Source organism: Maritalea mobilis, from assembly GCF_004363175.1.
Taxonomy (GTDB): domain Bacteria; phylum Pseudomonadota; class Alphaproteobacteria; order Rhizobiales; family Devosiaceae; genus Maritalea; species Maritalea mobilis.
On the sequence record NZ_SNYR01000001.1, the window covers coordinates 1574965 to 1592500 of the forward strand.

Genomic DNA, 17536 nt, shown 5'->3' on the forward strand with positions numbered 1-17536 from the left:
GCCTATTCAAATTGGGCGGCGATAAACTCATTGAGCGTCGCCCAATATCCATCCACAAAAGCTTCACTGCCCCACAACATCACTTTGCCCAACAGCCACAACCCATCAGTGCCACTCATCGGCTTGCGCTCCGCAACCGGCACCATGCTGTGCCCTGCCTCATCAAACATGTGAAGGGTCAACTGATCTGCTGGCAGCAGCTCTTTGAATGTTGCAGCACTTTCCTGAGCATCCACCTGCCCGTCCTGTCCGCCAAGCATCAAAAGCACCTGCACGCCCTTCAAACGTCGAACATCTTCGCTCAGGTCAGCATGGGCATTGCGCACAGCAAACTCCCAACGCGCTTTTGAAAAATAGTCAGCAGAAATATATGCGCTGCGTTCACTTAGAGCGATAAAGTCCTCATAGCGCCCACCTTCATTGATCAGCGTATCCAGTTTAGCTTCGTCAGCCATCTTGTCTTTAGGGTCTGCCTCAAAGCTGCGGCGCAATTGGGTCATATAATCAGATTGCGCCATCCAATTCACCGCGGGCGATACAAAAACGATAAAATCGATATTCTTTGCCGCGACACCCACTTTGGGCATCACCCATCCGGCCTGTGAAAAGCCAATCAGCCCAACGCGGCCAATCTGCAATCCCGTCTCGGCACGCAATGCATCTATGGCAGCCTCCACCAACGCCGCCCGATCTTCCATTGAATAGTTTAGCCAATCCCCTTCAGATCCACCAATCCCCGGCTTGTCCCATGCAAAGCTGCACCAACCGCGTTCTGCAAACTGACTGAAATAAGGATCGAAATAGCCAAGTGCTGTTGCATCCATTTCACCATCCCCATGCACAAACACAAGGCAATCCGTCTCTTGCTTCTGCTTTTCATGAGGCAGCGCCACTTGGCCACTTATTTGCGCGCCCCGAAATGTGAAGGTGATTGGCTTTGTGGCATAGCTGGCATCTGGCAGCCAAAATATAAAGGCGGCAACAACCAGAACAATTCCCACTAGAGCGCTAGCGCCAAGCGAAAAGCGGCGAGACATCATCAAAAACTCCATTCACAGAATAATCGTTCGCACAATTATCACGACTTGAGATTTTGGCAAGCACAATTTATAGAATGATTATTCTTTAAATGAGGTCGAGATGGCGCGAAAAAAAGATAATGCCCTGCATGAGCGGCGCACCCAGCAAATATTGGAGGCCGCACGAACCTGTTTCATTCAGCATGGCATTCACAAAACATCCATGCAGCAAATTTGCCAACAGGGCGAAATCAGCCCCGGTGCGCTATATCGATATTTCCCGTCCAAACAATCCATCATTGAAGCCATCGCAGCGCAGGAAAAAAACAGCAATGCGGAGCTGATCGCCTATCTGCAGCAGGCCAAAGACCCTGCTAAAGCGTTGGAAGAGGCAACGTCAGAAATCCTAGATCAAATTTTGGATCAGGATTATGCACGCCTTATGCTCGCCATCAGCGCTGAAGCAGAAAACAATCTTGCCCTCAAAGAAACATTTGATCATATTGATCAGGAATTTGCTGACGCCCTGCACAGTATTTTTGCCCAATCACAAAAAGCGGGCCTATTTGCCAAGTCCCAACCACTTGAAGGCAACGTCTTTATCTTCCTCGCCTTGCTAGATGGCATCACCGCGCGCGCCGCCAGTGGTGACCTGCCTCCGCGTAAAACGCTCGAGCAATCAATGCGCAATGCACTCCGGCAACTTTTTTAGTTTTGGGTGCCGCCAAATCGACCAGAAAGCACTCGCCACGCACATAATTTTAGTTATGATCGTGAGAGACTGTTCGATTGCATAGGGGGCGCTGGTCAATATGTCACTTCTCTCAACGCTATTGCCGCTTTTGTTTTGGCTTAGCTACGGGTTTGTATCGGACCAATTCTGTCGCTTCCGTCCCTCCATCACCCAATTGATGATCCATCAGCGCTTTCGCTGGGTGGCCAATGCCGTGAAACGCGACACACCGTTTGACGCCATTCTCACTGGCAACATCATGAATTCGGTGTCCTTCTTTGCCTCCAGCTCTGTATTGTTGATTTTGGCCATGTTCGCCATCTTCGGCCAGCTCAACGAGTTGCTGCCCGCGCTGCGCACTGTGCAGGTCAGTGGTGCCTATTCCATGGGCGAATATCAATTGCATCTCATCATCATGCTGGTGATGGTTGTGCTCGCCTTTTTGTCCTTCACACTGTCGCTACGTCAGTTCAATCATTTCTGCATCTTACTTGGCGCCGCCGATCATAGCGAAACAGCGGACCCTGAAGAAACCGAAGCGATGGCCCAGCTGAACGCACAGGGCGCGCGCTATTTCAACAATGGCATTCGTGCCTATTATTTTTCCATCGCCAATGTTGGCTGGTTTATCTCGGCAGAAATCGGCATCGCCTTGGCCATACTCACATTCATTTTCATTCTGCACCGCGAATTTATGTCAAAATCGCATCACGCCATTTCGCGCTTGCCACAACCCAAGGATCATTCATGACCATTCTTTCGAAATTATTTGGCGCGGTGAGCCTCATTTTGATTTTGGCCACCAATGCTTTTGCGCAAGACAATCAATTCACCACCGCCGACGAAATCCAAATGCAAAATTGCTGGGAAGCCGTCACGGATCTCAATCTGCAAGGTGAGGAACATACGCTAATCGAATGTGTCGGCGCGGCCTCCAATGTATGTATGGAAGAGGAAGAAGGCGGCATGACCACCATGGGCATGTCTGCCTGCATCATGCGCGAACATTCTTGGTGGGACAGCATTTTGAACATCAATTATCAAAATCTAAAACAGGTGCTTCAACCATCCCAGTTTGAAGATTTGCGCGATGCCCAGCGCAAATGGATAGCCTATCGCGACGCTTCATGCGCATTCCATTATAATTATTGGGGCGAAGGCACCATGCGCAGCACCGCGTTTGCCGGCTGCATGCTCGACACAACCGCACAACGTGCCGCCGAAATCAGCAACATTCTAGATATGTCGATGATGTAATGGTCGAGCCATTTAAAAACTTCTTCTCCATTACCGTCATTGAAAAAATGGCCGCAATCTTGTCAGCACAATCCGCAGATTTTGATGCAAACAAGTTTGTCGAGATCGCCAGCATCAATCATGAAGAAAATGAACTGAAACAACGCAGCCAGCAAATCCAAAAAGCATTGCTGGCAACCTTGCCCAACGACCTGGATCGCGTCGCCCCAATCCTGCTGAACGCCCTTGGACCAGAAGCACCAATTGATGGCGGCACCACCAGCAATGATCGAGAAGGTCTCAATGGCTTTGCCCTAATGCCTTTCTGCGATTTTGTCACCGAGATCGGCATTGATGATTGGCCAAAAGCCGCGCCGTTGCTGAAAGAAATGACCAAACGTTTCAGCGCCGAATTCGCCGTACGGCCTTTCATCGCGCAAAACCCTGTCGAAACCATGAAAACCTTCGCCTTGTGGGCTGAAGATGAGAACGCCCATGTGCGCCGCTTAGCGTCCGAAGGTTGCCGCCCGCTGCTGCCCTGGGGCATACGCTTGCATCAATTCGTCAAAGACCCCGCGCCCATTCTCCCGATCCTTGAAAAACTCAAAGACGATCCAACCGAATATGTGCGCCGCTCAGTGGCCAACAATCTCAACGATATTGCCAAAAATCAACCAGATCTCATCGCCGAAATCGCGACCAACTGGATGCAGGGCGCCCATAAAAATCGCCAACGTTTGGTGCGCCACGCCTGCCGCACACTAATCAAAAACGGTCATCCGCCAACCTTGGCCGCCTTAGGCTACAAGCCAATCAATCTCGCCAAATCTGATTTTGAAATCAAAACGAAACAGGTCGAATTTGGCACCGCCCTGATATTCTCATATTACCTCGCGCCAAGCGACGCTGCGCAGCATCCTTACATTTTGGATTTCGCCATTCATTTCAAAAAAGCGAATGGCGAGCTGGCACCAAAAGTCTTTAAGCTCAGCACAGGAAAAGTGAGTGGGGATGCACCACTGACCGGCGAGAAAACGGTTGCGATCAAGCCGATCACAACCCGCAAATTCTATCCCGGAGAGCATAAGCTAGAGCTGCTGCTCAACGGGCAGTCACTCGGCACAAAGGAATTTTTGTTGAAAATGGATGCTACGGCCTAAAACGCAAGCCAAACAACAACAACAAGAAGTCCGATTAAGGCAAAAGATTCACGCATTACATTACTCATAAAAAACAATGTAAAAGATGGCTGTTAAATTTGCTTTAAATCTAACAGCCAATGGTTTTGAGTTATCCGTAAAGCCTGGCTTTCAATCAGCTTGAAAATAAAGCATCCAAGGCATTTAGAAGCATTTGCTGGTGTCACCCTGCATCCATTGCACCAATCGGTCATGAATGAACCCATATTGGAAGACATGGTGGCTTGTCACCTTGGTGCCTTCGCCTGCAGCCTCCAACTGGGTCGAGGACATTACAATAAAGCCCCTTGTTTTATCTGTCAGCTGAAGAACGCCATGGTCTTGCTTCCACACCACAAGACGTTCTCGGCCATCTTCATTTGTGATCTCTGCTTTGAATTCCATGACAAATGAGCCCTTTGTCATCGGCACGCCATTGCTCATGGTCCCCGGCACATCCACTCGGCGCGTGTACCCATCATAGCAAGATTTGATCTCACTCATAACCTTGCGAGCCTCTGGCAGTGATATGGCCACCACTTCCGATTTTGCCGAGATAAAGCTGGTTTCATCCACTTTTTGTTCAATTTCTACCCCGGTGCGCGTGGCAGCACTGCTACAGCCGGCCAATACCAATATTGCCAAAACAACTGCAAAAATTCTCATAAGTACAACTCACTTAAAAATACTCACGCAATAAACAACCATTTATCCGCATTGATATTTGATTTCTGCACCGCCTAAATTGGCAGATAAACTGGCTATAGAGCCAGCCAAATCACGATCATCAGCAACGCAAAAAAGAAAGCATATTCACGCAAAATTATATTCACAAAATTAAATAATTAACTTATTTGTTAATAACATAAATTCAGTACCCCAATGCGCATCACAGCGCAACCAACAACGCGAATATTTTTAGGATTTACCGGAGAAAAACTAAATCTGTTCCACCAGGTGAATTGATCCGTCAGGTTGCGGCACCAACTCGGCAGGCACATCATCAACCCAAGGCTCCAGATGCAGCTCTGGCCAAAGAGCGCAAAGCCGCTCTCCCTTATTGAGATGAGTTTCCTTGTTCGGCAAATTATAGTTTGGGATCAGCTTGAACGAAAAAATATCCTTCAAACCATAAGGGGCATAAAGCTCAAATTGATCTTTATCGTTCAGCCGCATGCCCACCGAATGGGTGGTACAAGCAAAGCGATCAATCGCCTCACGCGAATGGTCCAGCTTGGGATAGTCAAATCCAAAATGTGCCGGATACCATAGATGCACACGCGCCTGATTGCGCACCTCCACGGGCACTTGCATTCCCGCAAAAATCGCTTCCGCATCGCTGATGATTTTATCTTCTTCGTCATAGGTGATCGCATCGGCATCATAATAAAAGATGTCGACATCCTTCACGCCATGCATGGCCGGGCGGTCAGTGAGATAATTCCAAACATTATTATAAATTGCGCCAGAAACGATCCACGCATCCGGCAAATTCATGTCGCGCAAACGCGCAAAATAATCATAAAGCGGCCCGAATTCGCGGCACATTGAAAAAATCAATGCGGCCTGCTCATCCAATGTCGCATCTGCAAATTTGAAGTAAGTCATGCGGCGAACCTACCCGATTCCTCCGCCACCAAAAAGAACAAAATTGGTACAAAATTCTGCGCTACATTTATTTCACATGTTAATTTCATTTGAAAATTTTGATCAGGATCAACGCAGAACGCCCACGCGGCTCTATAATATTTAGCATGTTAAATAAATGGAGGGAATAATGGGTAAGATCGTACTGGCTGCCAAAACCACACATGTGCCAACCATGCTGCTGTCAGAAATGGACGGCCCGTTGAAAGGTTGTCGCGAAGCGGCCATTGAGGGGCACAAAGAAATTGGCCGCCGCGCTCGCGAGGCTGGGGCTGACACTTTTGTGGTGTTAGACACCCATTGGCTTGTCAATGCAGGCTATCATATCAATGCCAATCACCACTTTAAGGGCACCTTTGCCAGCCATGAATTCCCGCAATTCATCAAAGATCTCGACTATGAATATGAAGGCAATGCCGCGCTTGGTAATTTGATGGCCGAAACCGCCACCAATAATGGCGTCTACACCTTATCGCATCAGGTCGAGTCGCTTGATCTGGAATATGGCACCTTGGTCCCCATGCGCTATATGAATGAGGATAAAGCCTTGAAAGTGGTGTCCGTTGCCGCCTGGTGCACGGTGCACAGCCATGCCTCCACCCGCACCCTTGGGGCTTCGATCGGCGAAGCCATCGCCAAAAGCGACAGCAATGTCGCGCTCATCGCGTCAGGCTCGCTGTCGCACCATATTTGGCCCAATGACATCTATGCGGAAAATAATGGCACCTTCACCATTTCCAGCGAGTTCAATCGCCAGGTTGACTTGCGCGTGCTGGAGCTATTGCAACAAGGCGACATTGAAACCTTCTTGAAAATGCTGCCAGACTATGCCGAATTTTGCGACGGCGAAGGCGATATGCACGACACGGTTATGCTGTTCGCCGCTTTAGGTTGGGACAAATATAAGGGCAAGGGCGAAATCATCACCGACTATTTCCCAAGCTCAGGCACCGGTCAAACAAATGTTGTCTTTTCACTCGATGATTAGACCGACAAACATGATCACGCCGATTGAGGCGTGATCACCACCCGCACTTTATTCGGCCAAAACGCCATATAGCCTTTAATGAGGTCGGAAAACGCAAAGGGGTCATGATAAGCCCAGCCAATTTCCTCGTCGCGAAAAGCGAAATAGCTGGCATCCCCTTTCAGCGGGCAATGAGTTTGCTTGTCCAGCTGCTTCAGCGGCACGATCACCTCATCTTGCGGCACATAGATAACAGGCGGATAAAGGGTTTTGCCCACCTCCTGCAACCACACCGCATTGTCGGTGGCAATCAATTGATCTTCACCCAACATAATCTCCACATGGGCCCCCACAGGCTGAACCCGCATAAAATGCCGTGGCTCATCCGTCCGCGCCGCAACACCTTTTAAGGTCAGCTCAACCGTCAAATCATCTTGTGTTTCTGCCATGCTCGCCCCCTGTCAGCTTAAAGCGTTGGCCGCGCCAGCGCGAAAATATCGCTCACCGCTGCATAGTTGAAATAGCCTAACCGACCAACCGCAGCCAGCGCCGCTTCATCGATCATACCATCTTGGATAAAGCGCTCCTGAATATGCACGCGCACCACTTCACCAATGATAAGATAGTTCTGAAGTTTGGCGCCCTTGTGATCTTCCAATTGCCGGATGTCCACCAGCTTACATTCAAACGAAGCCGGCGCTTCCGCCAAGCGCGGCACATCCACCACATCACCGGGCAGCGTGGCCAAGCCAAGCATTTCAATCTCGCTTATTTCATGATCATAAGGGGCGCTGCTGGCGTTCATCTGCGTCACCAATTCTTGCCCAGCCACATTATGCACAAACGCACCTGTCGCCTCTATATTGCGCAAACTATCCTTGCGCCCCGAGGACGAAAAGCCAAGCAAAGGCGGTGCCTCACTCAATGCATTGAAAAAGGAAGGGTATACGGATTAAATGGTTGATCTTACCTTTGCATGAGAGTGAGGCAAACCGACATCTCATCGGATTATCTGGTTGGTACTCCAACCTACTGCTGATGCATGCTTCCCTCGCTAATTCCAGCAAGAACCCCACACGCCTTAACTTCCCGGTCATCGTTGCAACGCGCTCTTAGTGAAACGAGTTGTTTCTCAAGCGCCTGTAGAGCGGTTATCTGCGAGCGCACATGAGAGATGTGATCATCGAGCAAAGCATTGACGGCGGTACAGGACTGATGAGGGTCGTCCTGATAGCGCTGTAGTTCGTGAATTTCTGCCAGTGACAGATCCAGGATGCGGCAGCGACGAATAAAGGCCAGCCGCTCAACGTGTTTCTCGGTATAGACACGGTAACCGTTCTCCTGCCGATCAGGCGGCGGCAACAAGCCCTGCCGTTCGTAGAAGCGGATCGTCTGTGTATCTACCCCTACTGACTGTGCCAACTGACCAATACGCATCGGGTTCCTCCGCAACGGATTCTCTACGCTATTGACCTTATAGCTACTATATAGTTTTAAATGAAAGCCCGATCACATTCAAGTGGAGTCATATCATGAGTAAAAACTGCGGAGGCCCCTGTGGCGACGATGCAAGGCCTGCGGCGGATACCGATATGCAGGCCTCCTCCGATGCGTCGGGGGAATGGGTCAGTGTTTATGCCGTGCCGAAGATGGACTGTCCATCAGAAGAGCGCATGATTCGCCTGGCCCTGAACGGCGTTGAGGGGATTCGGGCACTGTCCTTCGACTTGTCGAACCGCCGGGTGAAGGTCGTGCATGACGGTGAGGTCGAGCCCGTCACCTCGAAACTGAAGACCTTGGAGCTAGGCGCCTCGCTTCAGGAAAGCGTCGCTGCCGATCCGGAGACCATCAAGGCGGCCGAGTTCTCGGCAGCCTCTGCCACGCAAGAATCCGGGACTCTGCGCTGGTTGCTCGGCATCAATGCACTCCTTTTCGTAGTGGAAATGACAGCCGGCCTGATCGCCCAGTCCACCGGCCTGATTGGAGAGTCCCTGGACAATTTCGCCGATGCGGCCGTGTACGGGCTCGCCCTTTATGCGGTTGGACATAGCGTGAGAATGCAGTTACGTGCCGCGCATGTTGCTGGTGTACTGCAACTGATCTTGGCTGTGGGCGTACTCATAGAGGTGGTGAGACGCTTTGTATTCGGTAGTGAGCCTGAATCGCTGGTGATGATGGCTATCGCATTCGTCGCATTGATTGCCAATACCAGTTGTCTGCTGCTCATATCCAAACATCGGGAGGGCGGGGCGCACATGAAGGCAAGCTGGATATTCTCGGCCAACGACGTGGTGATCAACCTGGGGGTCATCACCGCCGGCGCCCTGGTCGCGTGGACCGGTTCCAATTATCCGGATCTAATTATCGGCACCATCGCGGGGCTCGTCGTGCTTAACGGTGCCAGGCGCATTCTGGCGCTCAAGGGTTAAATAATGCTCATTATTGGCAAAAAGCTCTCGCCGTACGCCCTGTTGTCCATATCGGGCCTGCTGGCAACGTCTGATCAGGCTGTAAAGTGGCTGGTGCAGCAATCAATGGCCTATGGCGAGTCTGTTTCGGTGACCCCGTTCTTTAACTGGGTGCACCTATGGAACACCGGTGCCGCATTCAGTCTTTTTGCGAATGGTGGAGGCTGGCAGCGCTACTTTTTTATCGGGATCGCGGTGGCGGTCTCGATTTTTCTGATCAAGCTGATCCTTGAAAATCGTCATAAAGGAGAAGCCATCGCTTACAGTCTTATCCTCGGTGGCGCCATGGGCAACCTGATTGACCGGGTCTTTCGTGGCTATGTTGTGGATTCCTTTGATTTCTATTGGCGAGACTGGCATTGGCCGGCCTTCAACCTGGCTGATATTGCAATTGTCCTCGGTGCCTTACTTTTCGTTTCCGGCAGCTTTTTGGGTAAAAAAACAAACACCAATGCCGAGTCGGATGGATCTGACTGACACCTTCGCCTATACAACACCATGACCGAACTTCCCGACAACATTCTTCACCTGCCGCAATACCAAGTACTGGGCTGCAAATCAACCGACGACGAAATGCACTTCCAGGTGGACGCGCCCGATCCCGTCGCTTGCGAGGAATGCGGCGTGCAGGGTGAGTTCGTGCGGTTCGGCAAGCGTGATGTTCCCTATCGTGATCTGCCCATCCACGGCAAGCGGGTCACCCTCTGGGTGGTCCGCCGCCGGTACACCTGCCGGGCCTGCAAGACAACCTTCAGGCCCCAGCTACCGGAGATGGTGGACGGCTTCCGTATGACGCTGCGGCTGCATGAATACGTGGAGAAGGAATCCTTCAACCACCCCTACACCTTCGTGGCGGCACAGACAGGTCTGGACGAGAAGACGGTACGCGACATCTTCAACGCCCGCGCCGAGTTCTTGGGGCGCTGGCACCGCTTCGAGACGCCCCGCATTTTGGGCATCGACGAGCTGTACCTGAACAAGCGCTACCGCTGCATCCTGACCAACATCGAGGAGCGAACCCTGCTCGACCTGCTGGCTACCCGCCGTCAGGACGTGGTGACCAACTACCTGATGAAGCTGAAAGACCGCCAGAAGGTCGAGATCGTCAGCATGGACATGTGGAACCCTTACCGGGCAGCGGTCAAGGCCGTGCTGCCACAGGCCCGCATCGTGGTCGATAAGTTCCATGTGGTGCGCATGGCCAACGATGCCCTGGAGAAGGTGCGCAAGGGCCTCAGAAAGGAGCTGAAACCCTCCCAGAGCCGAACCCTCAAGGGCGACCGGAAGATCCTGCTGAAACGCGCTCACGAAGTTTCAGATGGGGAACGGCTGATCATGGAGACCTGGACAGGCGCATTCCCGCAACTGCTGGCCGCCTACGAGCACAAGGAACGCTTCTACGGCATCTGGGACGCCACCACACGGCCCCAGTCAGAAGCCGCCCTGGACGAGTGGATAGCCACCATTCCGAAAGGCCAGAAGGAAGTCTGGAGCGATCTGGTCAGGGCTGTGGGCAACTGGCGCGAAGAGATCATGACCTACTTCGAGACGGACATGCCCGTCACCAACGCTTACACGGAGTCGATCAACCGACTGGCCAAAGACAAGAACCGTGAAGGGCGTGGTTACTCCTTCGAGGTGATGCGGGCACGAATGCTCTACACCACGAAGCACAAAAAGAAGGCACCCACTGCGAAGGTCTCTCCGTTCTACAAGAAAACCATCGGTTACGGACTACCGGACTTCGCAGAGGAGCTCAACTACGGGGTCGATCTATCAACCATCTGAGGGTGGTACCGAGTAGGTGGGGCAAGAGCACCCCATCAACCATTTAATCCGAATACCCAAAAGGAATAGGGCGCAAGATTGTTGATCCCCTCAGCACTGCGCGACGAAATCCACCCGATAGGCCGCGGCGAGATCAAAGCTTTAAACGGATTATGTTTAAGCCCATGTCCATCTTGTGGATTGTAAGAATGGAATGTCATCTCAATCTCCCTTTAGCCCTTGATCAATTGCCACGCACGCTCAGCACCGCTCACTTCAATCACCATGTCAAAGGCAGTCTGCTGCGCCATCATCTGTCGCGTAATACGCTCATAATGTTGAATAAACACCGCGATCCGCTCGCGATCATCATCTTGGGGCGCTTGGCCAATTTCCGCCAAATTGCCAATTTCCTGTTGCCAACGCCAATCAAAAATCTGCGAGAATGATAGGGGCTTTAAATAGCAAATATGCGCCATGCGCTGCCATATTGGCAGATAATGCGCGTGCAGTTGCGCATTCACATAGGCACGCCATTGCCCCGCTTCATCCTTGCTTTCTTCCAACGCATTGACCGGCGTCGCCAATGCACTTTCCGTCTGCGGTTGAGCACCAACGCACCATCCTTCCAGCAAAATCAGCTTGGGTGCTTGCGTCACCAGTTGCCAATCGGCTTTCGCTGCACGGTCATCATGCGCTTTAATAAAATGGGGCAATGCAATGCCATCTCCCATTTCACCTTTCATAAGCCGATCAATCAAATGTCTCAGCAAATCCAGATCATGGGTGCCCGGCACACCCCGCGTTGCCAACATCGGGTGCACCTGCACCGCGAGTTCTTCTCGCGCCGCTTTGGTAAGGTAAAAATCGTCAAGGCTCAGCACCAACAAATCTTCGCCAAACTGCGCCTTTAACTGGTGAGACAGATAGCTTTTGCCAATCCCCTGTCCGCCCGCCAAGCCTGCAAATTGGCAAGAAGTGTCATTCAACAGAGCCTTATAGTGTGAGATTAATTTTTGAAGGATTGTAGCTCGATCCATTTGTGTCTTTTTAAACTCAACTTTTCTTATTGCATCAAAATATTTCTGCGCACATAGTGATCATCCAACCTAGACTACACCTTACGATACGCTGTCCGAAAGCTCATAAATGTTTGCCGCTCTTAAAGAATTTAACAAGACCATTTGGCTCTTGATTCTCGCCACCTTTGCCTCACGTTTTTTCCTCTTTATGGTATGGCCCTTCTTGGCCATCATCCTGCACGACAAATTTGGGCTCAACGAATTTGAGATCGGCGCGTTTCTGTCAGGCTCCGCCGCTGTGGGGGTTATTTTCGGGTTCTATGTCGGCTATCTGTCCGACACTGTGGGTCGGCGCAAAATTATTCTGGTTGGGCTATTTCTCAACATTGTTGCCTTCGGCATCATCGGCGTCGCCGATAGCCTTCTGGTCTTGTTCTCAGGCACCTTGTTGCAATCATTCGGCCGCGGCATGGTCGAAAACCCCGGCAAGGCCTTGATGACCGACATGGTCAGCGACCGCAAGGTCAAAGACATGGCCCTGCACTTCCGCTATTTCATGTTGAATGTGGGCGCAGCCACTGGTCCCTTGCTCGGCACCTTTGCTGGCGCAACTGGCCAGCAAAGCACCTTCCTTTTTGTGTCAGGGCTCTACATTCTCTATTTCGCTGCCGCGGCTTACATCTTTAATATAGAAAAGCCGCTCAAGCGCACCAAGCAGGGCGATCCAATCAAGTTCTCCGCCGCCCTTTCGGTTTTGGGTAAAGACACAGCTTTCCTCCTGTTCGTCTTTGCTTCTTTCATCGGGTTTGTCGGCTATGGACAAATTGATGCCGGTCTCGTGCAATATCTGCGGCAGATGAGCGTGCCAGAACTCACAGAGCTTTATGCAACACTCATTCTGATCAACGGCACCACCATCATCATCTTACAGTTTGCATTGCTGAAACTGATGGAAAACTGGTCGCCATTCTTGCGCGCCATGTCTGGCGTTATCTTTTTCGCAGGTGGTTTTTTCGGCTTCGCCATTGCCCCAACAGATCCTTGGATCTGGTTGATCATCGCCATGTTCGTGCTCAGCGTTGGGGAGGCAATCCTCTTCCCCACCCTAAATATCATTGTCGATCGGCTCGCCCCGGAACATCTCAAAGGTTCCTATTTCGGCGCTTCGTCTCTCTCCAGCTTCGGCTTCGTCTTCGCGCCCGTATTTGGTGGTTTCTTGCTGCATCAATTTGGCGGCATGGCCTTATGGTTGACCATGACCATGCTGACCCTATTCGTCGCCGTCCTCTATTACAGCGCCAATAAACTAAAAGGCGGCCAACTCGAAAATTGACCAAAGAACATCTCAAGCGTCATAAAATATGCCATCGCAACATGTATGACTTCTTCAACCAACTAAGGGAAGAAAAACCAAACATGCAGGCCAATAAATTTCGCTGGGTAAAAGCACCATTTCTCATCGCCATGCTCTGGCAACTAAGCGCCTGCAGCGCACCAGCTAAACCCCAGCGCATTCAAGTGGAAGACTGGTCCATTCATATTGAATGCGCGGGCCCAAGAGAAAGTGGCACGACAATTTGGTTGGAACATGGGATAGGCAAGAATGCAAACTCCACCACATGGGACAAAGTCTTCCCCAAACTGGCACGCACACATCATGTCTGCCGCTATGATCGTCCCGGCGCTGGCAAAAGCCCTTCAGCATCATCCTATGGCCCCGAAACATTCGCCAAACACATCGCAGCCCTAATGATTGCGGTAAATGCCAACGATCAGCTGATCCTCGTTGGCCATTCATTCGGTGGGTACACCGCCCGCCACATCGCACAATCTCAACCCAAGCGGATCAAACACATCATTTTACTCGATGCATTGAGTGAAACGCTCGGCTTTCGCGCGGCAACAAATGTCAAAGAATGGAAAGACGTGCCGACGGGCAACGAACCCATCGACGCAGAAAAATTTGAAGCAGCCTTATCGCCAAACTTGGCGATGCCCGTCACCATTTTGACACGGGGACAGAATCTCTCTGAAAATTGGCTAAAATCTCAGCAGAATTTGCTAAAACTTTCTAAAATTTCATCGCAAATTATAGTTGAGAAAAGCGGGCATATGATCCCACTTGATGCGCCGCAAATTGTCATCAGAACCATTGAAGCTGCAGCACAGCATTAGCGGATAATCTAAGTCCTACGCCTTACGCAAGTGATAGGTAAGCGCATTGCCAATCAATAACTTAAGCCGCTCCCGATCCAACGGCGCACCAAATTCAAAGTGTATCCCCCGATTGCCTTCATAGTAAAATTCATCGGGAAACATATGCCGAAAATCATCAATCAGGGTCGTTTGACAATGCACGAAGAGCGCATAGTCCTTCAGCTTCGACGCCCCAATCCGCACCGTAGTGCCCACATTCTTCTTCCACGGCAGATAAGAGGGCTCACCCCACTTAAGTGTCTCTATTAGCTCACCAATTTCGGGTGTTTCTGCAGCAACTTTAAGGATCAGCTCACGCAAACCCAACAAGTGCTCACGCAATTCTGCATCAAACCCATCAAACTTAACCCTGACCGTTTCCTGCATACTCCCCCCCTAATACAAAAACCCCACTTGCTATTTCTAGCGAGTGGGGTTTTTAAATAATTTACATCGTATGAGACATTCTTTGCTTTTAGCGGACTTGGCGACGACCTACTCTTCCATGCCTTAAGACAAAGTACCATCGGCGCTGAGGTGTTTAACGTTCGAGTTCGGAATGGGATCGTGTTCTGAGCACCTCGCTATAGTCACCAAGTCGGCAAAAAGCAAAGCGTGAAGTTAAATATGATGACTAGGCGAACCTAGTTGATGATGTTCGTTATGTTTTGAGATGTACGGACATTGATTAATGAGAACAATCAAGCCAATCGAGCTATTAGTATCAGTAAGCTTCACACATTGCTGCGCTTCCACACCTGACCTATCAACGTGGTGGTCTCCCACGGCTCTCAAGGGAATGCTAGTTTCGAAGGAGGCTTCCCGCTTAGATGCTTTCAGCGGTTATCCCGTCCAGATATAGCTACCCTGCTATGCCGCTGGCGCGACAACAGGTCCACCAGAGATCTGTTCACCCCGGTCCTCTCGTACTAGGGGCAACTCTTCTCAACATTCCTACACCCACGGCAGATAGGGACCGAACTGTCTCACGACGTTCTAAACCCAGCTCGCGTACCGCTTTAATTGGCGAACAGCCAAACCCTTGGGACCTGCTCCAGCCCCAGGATGCGATGAGCCGACATCGAGGTGCCAAACAATGCCGTCGATATGGACTCTTGGGCATCATCAGCCTGTTATCCCCGGCGTACCTTTTATCCGTTGAGCGATGGCCCTTCCACGCGGGACCACCGGATCACTATGACCGACTTTCGTCTCTGCTCGACTTGTCAGTCTCGCAGTCAGGCAGGCTTATGCCATTGCACTCGACGACCGATTTCCGACCGGTCTGAGCCCACCATCGCGCGCCTCCGTTACTCTTTGGGAGGCGACCGCCCCAGTCAAACTACCCACCACACACTGTCCCGGACGCTGTTACGCCGCGGTTAGACATACATGACGATAAGGGTGGTATCTCACATTGCGGCTCCATAGCAACTGGCGTCACTATTTCAAAGCCTACCACCTATTCTGCACATGCCGACACGAATGCCAGTGTGAAGCTATAGTAAAGGTGCACGGGGTCTTTCCGTCTAACCGCAGGAACCCCGCATCTTCACGGGGAATTCAATTTCGCTGAGTCTATGCTGGAGACAGTGGGGAAGTCGTTACGCCATTCGTGCAGGTCGGAACTTACCCGACAAGGAATTTCGCTACCTTAGGACCGTTATAGTTACGGCCGCCGTTTACTGGGGCTTCAATTCAATGCTCTCACATCTCCTTTTAACCTTCCAGCACCGGGCAGGCGTCAGACCCTATACGTCGTATTGCTACTTCGCAGAGCCCTATGTTTTTAGTAAACAGTCGCCACCCCCTGGTCTGTGCCACCCTCCTGTAGTTGCCTACAAAAGGGTCACGCTTATCCCGAAGTTACGCGTGCAATTTGCCGAGTTCCTTCAGCATAGTTCTCTCAAGCGCCTTAGTATTCTCTACCTGTCCACCTGTGTTGGTTTAGAGTACGGTCTTAACGGTGGAGCTATTTCCTGGAACTTGCTCACTGCCAGAACCAATCCGATAAGGACTGACAGACCTGCAAATTCGTCACTACCACCAGGTTCAGGAATATTAACCTGATTCCCATCGTCTACGACTTTCGTCCTCGACTTAGGGGCCGACTAACCCTGCGCTGATTAGCATTGCGCAGGAACCCTTGGACTTTCGGCGAGAGTGTCTCTCACACTCTTTATCGCTACTCATGTCAGCATTCGCACTTCTGATACCTCCAGGACCCCTCACGGGTATCCCTTCGCAGACTTACAGAACGCTCCGCTACCGCTTGCACAAAGTGCAAACCCTAAGCTTCGGTGCATGGTTTGAGCCCCGGTACATTTTCGCCGCAGGAACGCTTGACCAGTGAGCTGTTACGCTATCTTTAAAGGATGGCTGCTTCTAAGCCAACCTCCTGGTTGTCTATGCATTCCCACAAGCTTTCCCACTTAACCATGACTTTGGGACCTTAGCTGTAGGTCAGGGCTGTTTCCCTCTCCACTACGGACCTTAGCACCCGCAGTGTGTCTGCCAGATATTACTTCCAGGTATTCGGAGTTTGGTTAGGTTTGGTAATCCGTTGGGGACCCCTAGCCCATCCAGTGCTCTACCCCCTGGAGTATTCGTCTGACGCTCTACCTAAATAGATTTCGCGGAGAACCAGCTATTTCCAAGTTTGATTGGCCTTTCACCCCTAGCCACAGGTCATCCCGTTCTTTTTCAACAGAAGTGGGTTCGGCCCTTCAGTAAGTGTTACCTCACCTTCAGCCTGCCCATGGCTAGATCACTTGGTTTCGGGTCTAATCCAACATACTCAACGCCCTATTCAGACTCGCTTTCGCTACGCATACACCTAACGGCTTAAGCTTGCATGTTAAATTAAGTCGCTGACCCATTATACAAAAGGTACGCCGTCACCCTTGCGGGCTCCGACTGTTTGTAGGCATCCAGTTTCAGGAACTATTTCACTCCCCTCGTCGGGGTGCTTTTCACCTTTCCCTCACGGTACTTGTTCACTATCGGTCGCACACGAGTACTTAGGCTTGGAGGGTGGTCCCCCCATGTTCAGACAGAATTTCACGTGTTCCGCCTTACTCGAGGACCTATATGCTTTCTACCAGTACGGGGCTATCACCCACTATGGCTGAGCTTTCCAGCTCATTCCTGTTCTTACATATAGGCCACTGGCCTGGTCCGCGTTCGCTCGCCACTACTAACGGAGTCTCGGTTGATGTCCTTTCCTCTGGGTACTTAGATGTTTCAGTTCCCCAGGTTAGCTCCCTTGCGGGTGACCTAAATGGTCGGGTTTCCCCATTCAGA

At 51.1% G+C, this 17536-nt stretch carries 17 protein-coding genes, 2 rRNA genes and 2 pseudogenes (1 of these 21 cut by a window edge); 10 read left to right on the forward strand and 11 right to left on the reverse strand.

The window, feature by feature from the left end:
• Positions 1-2: 2 nt before the first annotated feature.
• Complete coding sequence (locus ATL17_RS07550; protein ID WP_166638930.1) at positions 3-1040, reverse strand: alpha/beta hydrolase family protein; 1038 nt, start codon at positions 1038-1040, stop codon at positions 3-5.
• 100 nt (positions 1041-1140) lie between these two features.
• On the opposite strand from ATL17_RS07550, the gene ATL17_RS07555 reads away from it, so the two are divergent.
• From ATL17_RS07555 to ATL17_RS07570, 4 genes are all read left to right on the forward strand, one after another.
• Positions 1141-1731 carry a TetR/AcrR family transcriptional regulator gene (locus ATL17_RS07555; protein WP_133572124.1) on the forward strand — a complete coding sequence of 197 codons (591 nt, stop codon included), beginning with the start codon at positions 1141-1143 and terminating at the stop codon, positions 1729-1731.
• Positions 1732-1831: 100 nt separating this feature from the next.
• Positions 1832-2503, forward strand: coding sequence for a DUF599 domain-containing protein (locus ATL17_RS07560; RefSeq protein WP_133572125.1), 672 nt, complete (start codon positions 1832-1834; stop codon positions 2501-2503).
• Positions 2500-3009: a lysozyme inhibitor LprI family protein gene (locus tag ATL17_RS07565; RefSeq protein ID WP_133572126.1), complete on the forward strand. Its 510-nt coding sequence runs from the start codon at positions 2500-2502 to the stop codon at positions 3007-3009. The genes ATL17_RS07560 and ATL17_RS07565 overlap by 4 nt, the downstream gene beginning before the upstream one ends.
• Positions 3009-4148: a DNA alkylation repair protein gene (locus tag ATL17_RS07570; protein ID WP_133572127.1), complete on the forward strand. Its 1140-nt coding sequence runs from the start codon at positions 3009-3011 to the stop codon at positions 4146-4148. Before ATL17_RS07565 ends, ATL17_RS07570 begins: the two co-directional genes overlap by 1 nt.
• Positions 4149-4331: 183 nt before the next feature.
• Here ATL17_RS07570 and ATL17_RS07575 read toward each other — a convergent pair whose 3' ends face one another.
• Together ATL17_RS07575 and ATL17_RS07580 are read right to left on the reverse strand one after the other, a co-directional pair.
• Complete coding sequence (locus ATL17_RS07575; RefSeq protein WP_133572128.1) at positions 4332-4832, reverse strand: hypothetical protein; 501 nt, start codon at positions 4830-4832, stop codon at positions 4332-4334.
• Positions 4833-5105: 273 nt separating this feature from the next.
• Positions 5106-5774: a nucleotidyltransferase family protein gene (locus tag ATL17_RS07580; RefSeq protein WP_133572129.1), complete on the reverse strand. Its 669-nt coding sequence runs from the start codon at positions 5772-5774 to the stop codon at positions 5106-5108.
• 169 nt (positions 5775-5943) lie between these two features.
• Between ATL17_RS07580 and hpaD the strand changes: the two genes are divergently transcribed.
• Entirely contained in the window at positions 5944-6801 is an 858-nt protein-coding gene (gene hpaD / locus ATL17_RS07585) for a 3,4-dihydroxyphenylacetate 2,3-dioxygenase (protein ID WP_133572130.1), read from the forward strand.
• 14 nt (positions 6802-6815) lie between these two features.
• Here the strand turns inward: hpaD and ATL17_RS07590 are convergent, their stop codons facing one another.
• From ATL17_RS07590 to cadR, 3 genes and pseudogenes are all read right to left on the reverse strand, one after another.
• The gene (locus ATL17_RS07590) at positions 6816-7229 is read right to left on the reverse strand and encodes a DUF427 domain-containing protein (RefSeq protein WP_133572131.1); all 414 of its coding nucleotides are present in this window, start codon (positions 7227-7229) and stop codon (positions 6816-6818) included.
• Positions 7230-7246: 17 nt separating this feature from the next.
• A pseudogene (locus ATL17_RS07595) lies at positions 7247-7708 on the reverse strand (flavin reductase family protein); the annotation flags it as partial.
• Positions 7709-7809: 101 nt separating this feature from the next.
• The gene (cadR, locus tag ATL17_RS07600; RefSeq protein WP_067605269.1) at positions 7810-8217 is read right to left on the reverse strand and encodes a Cd(II)/Pb(II)-responsive transcriptional regulator; all 408 of its coding nucleotides are present in this window, start codon (positions 8215-8217) and stop codon (positions 7810-7812) included.
• 95 nt (positions 8218-8312) lie between these two features.
• Between cadR and ATL17_RS07605 the strand changes: the two genes are divergently transcribed.
• From ATL17_RS07605 to ATL17_RS07615, 3 genes are read left to right on the forward strand one after another with little or no spacing between them, the layout of a single operon-like run.
• Positions 8313-9209 (forward strand): cation efflux transmembrane domain-containing protein, encoded by an 897-nt coding sequence (locus ATL17_RS07605; protein WP_068518358.1) that lies wholly within the window; start codon positions 8313-8315, stop codon positions 9207-9209.
• Positions 9210-9212: 3 nt separating this feature from the next.
• Complete coding sequence (lspA, locus tag ATL17_RS07610; protein ID WP_068518357.1) at positions 9213-9725, forward strand: signal peptidase II; 513 nt, start codon at positions 9213-9215, stop codon at positions 9723-9725.
• 21 nt (positions 9726-9746) lie between these two features.
• The gene (locus tag ATL17_RS07615) at positions 9747-11036 is read left to right on the forward strand and encodes an ISL3-like element ISPpu12 family transposase (protein WP_133572133.1); all 1290 of its coding nucleotides are present in this window, start codon (positions 9747-9749) and stop codon (positions 11034-11036) included.
• Positions 11037-11092: 56 nt separating this feature from the next.
• Here the strand turns inward: ATL17_RS07615 and ATL17_RS17060 are convergent.
• Positions 11093-11236 (reverse strand): annotated as a pseudogene (locus tag ATL17_RS17060) (flavin reductase family protein); the annotation flags it as partial.
• A gap of 12 nt (positions 11237-11248) precedes the next feature.
• Positions 11249-12004: a kinase gene (locus ATL17_RS07625; RefSeq protein ID WP_166638932.1), complete on the reverse strand. Its 756-nt coding sequence runs from the start codon at positions 12002-12004 to the stop codon at positions 11249-11251.
• Positions 12005-12164: 160 nt separating this feature from the next.
• Here ATL17_RS07625 and ATL17_RS07630 point away from each other — a divergent pair, with 160 nt between their 5' ends.
• Positions 12165-13370 (forward strand): MDR family MFS transporter, encoded by a 1206-nt coding sequence (locus ATL17_RS07630; protein WP_133572135.1) that lies wholly within the window; start codon positions 12165-12167, stop codon positions 13368-13370.
• Between the two features lie 83 nt (positions 13371-13453).
• Positions 13454-14212 (forward strand): alpha/beta fold hydrolase, encoded by a 759-nt coding sequence (locus ATL17_RS07635; protein ID WP_166638933.1) that lies wholly within the window; start codon positions 13454-13456, stop codon positions 14210-14212.
• A 15-nt stretch (positions 14213-14227) separates the two neighbouring features.
• On the opposite strand, the gene ATL17_RS07640 is transcribed toward ATL17_RS07635, so the two are convergent.
• From ATL17_RS07640 to ATL17_RS07650, 3 genes are all read right to left on the reverse strand, one after another.
• Entirely contained in the window at positions 14228-14620 is a 393-nt protein-coding gene (locus ATL17_RS07640; protein ID WP_133572137.1) for a DUF1801 domain-containing protein, read from the reverse strand.
• A 95-nt stretch (positions 14621-14715) separates the two neighbouring features.
• A 5S ribosomal RNA gene (gene rrf, locus ATL17_RS07645) occupies positions 14716-14831 on the reverse strand.
• A gap of 99 nt (positions 14832-14930) precedes the next feature.
• Positions 14931-17536: ribosomal RNA gene (locus ATL17_RS07650) — 23S ribosomal RNA — on the reverse strand; it runs 113 nt beyond the window's last position.

Excerpts from the sequence above, each read along its gene's own strand:
- ATL17_RS07550 (WP_166638930.1), bottom strand. The coding sequence starts at position 1,040 with ATGATGTCTCGCCGCTTTTCGCTTGGCGCTAGCGCTCTAGTGGGAATT.
- ATL17_RS07555 (WP_133572124.1), top strand. The coding sequence starts at position 1,141 with ATGGCGCGAAAAAAAGATAATGCCCTGCATGAGCGGCGCACCCAGCAA.
- ATL17_RS07560 (WP_133572125.1), top strand. The coding sequence starts at position 1,832 with ATGTCACTTCTCTCAACGCTATTGCCGCTTTTGTTTTGGCTTAGCTAC.
- ATL17_RS07565 (WP_133572126.1), top strand. The coding sequence starts at position 2,500 with ATGACCATTCTTTCGAAATTATTTGGCGCGGTGAGCCTCATTTTGATT.
- ATL17_RS07570 (WP_133572127.1), top strand. The coding sequence starts at position 3,009 with ATGGTCGAGCCATTTAAAAACTTCTTCTCCATTACCGTCATTGAAAAA.
- ATL17_RS07575 (WP_133572128.1), bottom strand. The coding sequence starts at position 4,832 with ATGAGAATTTTTGCAGTTGTTTTGGCAATATTGGTATTGGCCGGCTGT.
- ATL17_RS07580 (WP_133572129.1), bottom strand. The coding sequence starts at position 5,774 with ATGACTTACTTCAAATTTGCAGATGCGACATTGGATGAGCAGGCCGCA.
- hpaD (WP_133572130.1), top strand. The coding sequence starts at position 5,944 with ATGGGTAAGATCGTACTGGCTGCCAAAACCACACATGTGCCAACCATG.
- ATL17_RS07590 (WP_133572131.1), bottom strand. The coding sequence starts at position 7,229 with ATGGCAGAAACACAAGATGATTTGACGGTTGAGCTGACCTTAAAAGGT.
- cadR (WP_067605269.1), bottom strand. The coding sequence starts at position 8,217 with ATGCGTATTGGTCAGTTGGCACAGTCAGTAGGGGTAGATACACAGACG.
- ATL17_RS07605 (WP_068518358.1), top strand. The coding sequence starts at position 8,313 with ATGAGTAAAAACTGCGGAGGCCCCTGTGGCGACGATGCAAGGCCTGCG.
- lspA (WP_068518357.1), top strand. The coding sequence starts at position 9,213 with ATGCTCATTATTGGCAAAAAGCTCTCGCCGTACGCCCTGTTGTCCATA.
- ATL17_RS07615 (WP_133572133.1), top strand. The coding sequence starts at position 9,747 with ATGACCGAACTTCCCGACAACATTCTTCACCTGCCGCAATACCAAGTA.
- ATL17_RS07630 (WP_133572135.1), top strand. The coding sequence starts at position 12,165 with ATGTTTGCCGCTCTTAAAGAATTTAACAAGACCATTTGGCTCTTGATT.
- ATL17_RS07635 (WP_166638933.1), top strand. The coding sequence starts at position 13,454 with ATGCAGGCCAATAAATTTCGCTGGGTAAAAGCACCATTTCTCATCGCC.
- ATL17_RS07640 (WP_133572137.1), bottom strand. The coding sequence starts at position 14,620 with ATGCAGGAAACGGTCAGGGTTAAGTTTGATGGGTTTGATGCAGAATTG.